This window comes from Caballeronia sp. RCC_10 (genome assembly GCF_041360715.1).
GTDB lineage: Bacteria > Pseudomonadota > Gammaproteobacteria > Burkholderiales > Burkholderiaceae > Caballeronia > Caballeronia grimmiae.
The window spans coordinates 1-5823 of sequence record NZ_JBFUPT010000079.1 but is presented as its reverse complement, the minus strand read 5'-3'; the positions used below and the strand labels follow the sequence as shown (position 1 = coordinate 5823).

The following is a 5823-nucleotide window of genomic DNA, read 5'->3' as shown; positions in this document are numbered from 1 at the left end:
CTCGACTTGAAATCGAGAGGCCTGCAGACTGGTCCGCTGCTTGCCGTCGGCGATGGCGCGATGGGCTTCTGGGCCGCACTGGAGGAAGTGTTTCCTGCAACCCGAGGCCAGCGCTGCTGGTTCCACAAGATGGGTAATGTCCTGAATGCGCTGCCGAAGTCACAACAGGGTCGCGCAAAGGCGGATCTGCAGGCGATCTGGATGGCCGCCACACGCGCCGACGCGTATGTCGCGTTTGATCGTTTCGTGACGGCCTACGCGGCGAAATATCCGAAGGCAACGGAAACGTTGAAGAAGGACCGGGAAAGCCTCCTGGCGTTTTACGACTTCCCGGCAGAGCACTGGCAGCATTTGCGGACCACGAATGCGATTGAGTCGACGTTCGCTACGGTGCGGCACCGTACGACGCGCACGCGCAACTGCGTGTCGCGACCAACCTTCCTTGGTCTGGCATTCAAACTAATCGAGGAAGCGGAGAAAACCTGGCGCCGCGTCAACGGCCCCGAAAAGATCGAGCTGTTGCTGGAGGGCATTGCCTTCAGGGACGGCGAACCGGTGCAAGGCGACCAACCGGTTCAGCAGAAACTCGCCGCCTGAAGTCGCCGGCAATCAAATGCCTGTACACCAGACTTGACCTTATCTCCGCGCGCGAATCTTCGACTTGTTGCGGTGTGCATGACAAGCATCCTGCCACATCTGCTGCATGGCTAGGGAGCGGCGCGTCTACGGCGACAGCGCCTACGCGAGCCAGAAGGAACTGATTCGAACTTGCACCGATCTGCCGTGGGATCGTCCAGTTGGCGAAGCCGACGAAGCCGGGCATGATCGCGCCAAGGATCATCACGAGCCCATGTAAAATCACCAGTTCATCCAAGAACTCAGGCCTGAAGAATTGCAGGCGTGCGCGATCTGGTTTTGTTTTTCCTGCTACACCTTGCACCCTCTCGGCGGCAATATATGACGTTGCACGGTGGCACGTTCGTGGTTGAATCGATAGGCGGGCGCCGGAGGACGACCTCAGGTTCTATGCGCAATGGGCAGTCCTCTCGGTCACGCAGATGAGCGCCCACACGCGGCTTTGGCTTCGGTGCCCCGGCGAACCCTCGAACTAGAGCGCTTTGCGACGCAAACCGCCGCCTGGAGCTTCTCGCAGAGTTCAGCGTATTTCGCGTTGCGAGATGGCCACGCCCGCTCGCTAGTCTGAATGCCCGGGATATTCGGATTCAGAATTCAATGCGATCAACGATTCGACGTTGGTCCGGAGCGATGACGGGCGAGCCAGGGCATTGATTGGGCTAGTAATGACAACGGCGCGGCGCAGGCAGGCGAGTCTGTTTGCTCACAGAAAGCGCAGGACGCAGCCAGGGAGGACGAGTCCGCACTTCGGGCACGGCGCCGTGCGTCGCGCGAAGCGGTGCGGATCGCTAGCGTCAATACGCCCGCTACGGCTTTTGTTTCCCTCGGCTGGGCGTTATGCCTTTGCACCTTCAACTTTCGAGCTGCCAGCCGGATGCGATGAACTGTATTCCCCAGCCTGAGAAGAGCCGTTGTCAGTGCCGCGACGTTAAAATTGGCATAGCGAATGCTCGGCTATCGAGCGTCGTCTATAACCCCTTGCGATGAAGGAGCGCACGTCATGTCAAGCACTCAACCGGCACCCTGCAGCGACCGGTATGCTGCTGTCGCTCGCTCAGCCTTTGGGCCGCGCGTGGCCCGTATGCTTGCGGGCCTTCTTTGCGCGGTGGCGCTTGCGACAACGGGCTGCCGCCTGATGCAATCCGGTTTGCAAGTAAGCCCGACGGATCAGCAGTTCATGCTGACGGCGGCGAGCGTCAGTACGGCGGAGATCGACCTCGGCAAGCTCGCATCGGAACGCGGCTCATCGGCGGAAATTCGGGCGTTTGGGCAGAAGATGGTAGCCGAGCACACGCGTGTAAATGCCGAGCTTACGCAGATCGCGGATCAGAAGCACGTGCGTCTATTGAAAGCGATGGACCCGGCCAACCGAACGCTTTACGATGAACTGGAACACATGTCTGGCCCGGCCTTCGACTATCAGTATGCGACCTCTCAGTTGCATATCCATCGGATGGGCAACGCGCTCTATGCAAGCGAGGCGCAAAGCGGCCAGGACGCGGACGTGAAGGCATTCGCGGCGCGCGGCGTGACGATCGGAAACGATCACCTTCAACACGCGACGCATCTACTGCAAGACTTGCCGATGTCATCGGTGCAGTAGATCGCGCTGGCCTATCCGTCGTTGGAAGACGCATAGCGGCGTTGGAGAACGATACGACAGGCCGACCCCGGGCGCAGGTCCTACCGGAGCTTGCGAGGTATCGGTGCGGGCCTCCACGCCAGATCACAGGTGGGATAGAAATCTCGACGACGGGGACCACGGCGGGGCACCGTCCATAAGGTTCTGCTTGTGAAGACCCCGGCGCGTTAGCGGGCCAGGAAAAGGCGGCAGCGGGCACTGAGATAAATTGCCACGCTCCATTGCACGAGGGAGTTTAGTGCTTGTCCGGTATTTGACTCCAAAGTCACCTGGAAAGGGGACGAAGGTGAGCGCAACGGGGCATCGTCCGGACCGGCGTCAGTCTCCATTATCCTTCGGCTAAAAGCCATGCCTTTTTAGGAGTGCCTCTGCGATCGCAATGTCGCCGGGGACGTACCTGTAGCTCGCAAGCCGGTTGGCCAACGCTCGAATGTAGTCGCGACCGGGTTCGGAATTGGTATCGGTCTCGATGGAATCGTAGAGCTGGAACAGGCGAGTCGCGAGCGGCAAGTCACTTCTTATCCGCTCTCGTTGCGGCCTCTTTTTTACATCAGACGGGATCTTTTCTACCCACTCGGTTGACCGGTGCGTCTGATGCTTACCCGGCGTTTCGTTACTCACGTCTATCCTAACACTGAGCGTCTTTGCAATTAGCCCGCCATAGGGGCACGAATGAATTAGCTCGATCGGCTGCACTATTTCAGCATTTAAGGACGGCGAGAAACATCTGACCCGCAGTGTCTACTCTGTCGGAAGACCGATCAAGGCATGCGCGATACAAACAAGCCAGTTGTGGAGGTATCGCGACGCGTCGTGTCCGCAAGGCACGTACCTGCGTCGGGTTGATCGTCGCTGAGGAATCGGCCTGTTGACGCTGTGGAGATGCTTGCTGCACACCGCACGACTTGGGATCTATTCGATGTCGATGCCACCGACGCCGCCTCGTAGAACGTGCGCCTAGCGGTTCATAGCAGTACGGCTTGCTGCAATAGCTCGAGCGCTTTCAATTCGTCCAAGCGACCTGTGCGTGCTTTGCCGGCGAGCGTTTTGAGCAGCGCCTCTGCAATCGGCGCAATCCCATCGAGACCTTCCAAGCTCGTTTCGAGAACCGATATAGACGATGTGGCGGTTTGCCGCGATGTTGCAGGCGCCGCCGGTGATGCCACGGCTGCAGCAACGACGACTGGCACCTCACCTGTGGTTTGTTCAACGGACTCGTCGGCCGACGCGGCGACGGCATCGTCAACCTCCGCGTGCGGGCCGCCTATCAGCCCATCGTTCTCGCCCAACGCATCGGTCGTCGACGCCACGACTGGCTCGTCATGGGTGATACTCGGCAGCGTGCTGTCCGCGCTCCGGAGAAGGGCTGCGCTGGGCGCGCCGTCGTCCCCTACGGCGGCTGACGGTTCTGACGCTTGACCACGCAGTTGGGCGCGCGATGCCGGTGCGAGCAACAGGATGACGGACTCGGGAATCTCGGCTTCCGAGCGCGGTGCATCTAGCCAACCGCGAGGCAGGCCGAGCCGCTCGGTGAAACGGTCGGCTTCGGCGTCATCCATGCGCTTCTTGCCGTGCAGTCGATGCGCCATATTCGACCCGCTCAGGCCCATGACGGCGCTAAGCTTGACCTTGGAACCGTTGCGGCTAGTGAGAACGTGGAGGTTAGCTCGTCTGATGCGCTCAACCCCGGCGCCGTCGTCGGAGCGAGCAGGTCCCTGCCCGGCCGCTTGACGCGATCGGTTGTGCTTGGGAGAACTCCCTGCTGCGGGAGCCCGACCGCTTACCTGTTTCGCAACGTCAGCTGAACGGGTCTTAGCCGCGGCAGGCGCGTCCTTCGAACTCTTAGATCGCATGTTCATTTTCTCGGGCAAACTGCTCTCAAGCAGTGATCGATTGTGCGTATCGGAGGCGGTGTTGGCCTCACGGACGTCGACTTCATCGCTCGTTGCGTTCGTATGTGCGAACTCGAGCGGCGACTTGAGGCGAGCGATCATCTCCGGCGACAGAACGGGATGATGTTGATCGAAGAAGCCCGAAGGCAGCCCGAGCGTAGTCTCCATATGGAAGGCGGTCTCAGGCGTGAACCTCTCGCCCCTGATCAGTTCGGCTACCCGCGCCAGGCTAGACTCAAGCCCTAACGCGATGTTCTCCGCACCCACAACATCGACGAGAAACTTCAATGAGCGAGTTTTGATAATTGACGCCGTTTGCGCCGGTCCACTCTCGCTCGCTCTCGAAGAAGGTTGGCCCCGCGCCGCGCGATTAGGAGTTGCCGCATGATGAGGTTGGCGCCGACTGTTTGGCTTGGCCCGATATCCCGCATTTCCTCCGCGGGTTTGACTCATAGTGAGCTCCGGTGCAATGCGTAGATTAAATAACGATTCAATTATATCGGCCAGTGACGGTATCGAACGCTCGTCGCTGATAGCGTTGAACGACGCTGAACATTGGCGCTTCTCGCACGGTCGGGCGCCGGGTCTCAACTTGTCGCCATAGCCAATGAGACGAAGTCGCGCGATCGCCGTTAGTAAGCGGTCATCTGCGTCAGTGGTGGGAGATGGCCGATGAGAGCGGGGAGGCGAGCCCGCTTTTAGCAAAGCGCTTGAGTCTTTCTCGCGCACCAAGATGGACGTACCGCGGTGCGGCGGCTAGTTGGCGATCGGCCTCCTGCAACACCGCCTCAAATGACGGCAGGTCGGCTGGATCGAGCGCCCAGATCCGCTCGATCTCAGCCCGCTCCAGCCCGCAATCTAAAGCCGCTTCGGCGCGCGCATAGACCATTATGTCCGTCTCGCCATACCCCGCATCTTGCACAAAAAACGTGACGTAGACCAGTTGGATGAGCTCGTTAAACAGATACGCGGATCCTGCGCCGGCGCGACAGGCCGCGAAGGTTAAGTGATTCGACAACGCAACCGTCTGTGCCGCTGGCGAAGGCAGGGGCAGCAACATCTCCTTGCTGAGAGGTTTGCGAGACAGCGATCGAAAAGCTTGCGAGCGTGAGCGGTGAGAAGGCATGCAGCGTAGATGGAACGAAAGAAGTCTGCGTTTGACCGACGCGACAGAATGATAACAGTGCACAGGGCGCGAAAATGTGGCGCGCACCTCGCTGGCGCGCGAACCGGTCGGCAGTCGCGCGCGCCAACGAACCTGGACGGCGAGGTAAGACGCGTCGTTTTAGTCTATGCGGATTTCTCACTGCGGGGCGGCGTTGCGCTTCTGAGACGCATGGCGCGGCCCCTTCCGCCAGAAAGCCGCCTACGTCACTCAGTCACGACGCCACATCCCACGGACTCGGCTTGATGTCAAGCCGTTCTGCTGAAAAGCGAGATGCGATGAGCGAGCGTGCAGGTACGAGCAATCGTCAAGAGTGGTGTACGCGGGTCGGACGGCGTGATCAAGCGGCCAGCGATTGAGGAGCCGGTGTGTCACGCTTGTTCCACTGCTCGTACTCTTCTGACCATGCGGCCTTCAGACGGCTCACGACGCTTGCTGACAGCCCTTTGGCCTGCTCGCCCAGCAACTCCGATAGCGCCTCGCCCATG

At 60.1% G+C, this 5823-nt stretch carries 4 protein-coding genes; 2 read left to right on the top strand and 2 right to left on the bottom strand.

Going from position 1 to position 5823, the window contains the following annotated elements; genetic code table 11:
- Both AB6804_RS31440 and AB6804_RS31435 read left to right on the top strand, forming a co-directional pair.
- The coding region (locus AB6804_RS31440) for an IS256 family transposase (RefSeq protein WP_370889776.1) at positions 1-597 on the top strand (597 nt) is incomplete at its 5' end.
- A gap of 1174 nt (positions 598-1771) precedes the next feature.
- Positions 1772-2239 (top strand): DUF4142 domain-containing protein, encoded by a 468-nt coding sequence (locus tag AB6804_RS31435; RefSeq protein ID WP_370889775.1) that lies wholly within the window; start codon positions 1772-1774, stop codon positions 2237-2239.
- A 1004-nt stretch (positions 2240-3243) separates the two neighbouring features.
- Here the strand turns inward: AB6804_RS31435 and AB6804_RS31430 are convergent.
- Positions 3244-4623: a hypothetical protein gene (locus AB6804_RS31430; RefSeq protein ID WP_370889774.1), complete on the bottom strand. Its 1380-nt coding sequence runs from the start codon at positions 4621-4623 to the stop codon at positions 3244-3246.
- A 199-nt stretch (positions 4624-4822) separates the two neighbouring features.
- Positions 4823-5230, bottom strand: coding sequence for a hypothetical protein (locus AB6804_RS31425; protein ID WP_370889773.1), 408 nt, complete (start codon positions 5228-5230; stop codon positions 4823-4825).
- Between the last annotated feature and the right edge of the window lie 593 nt (positions 5231-5823).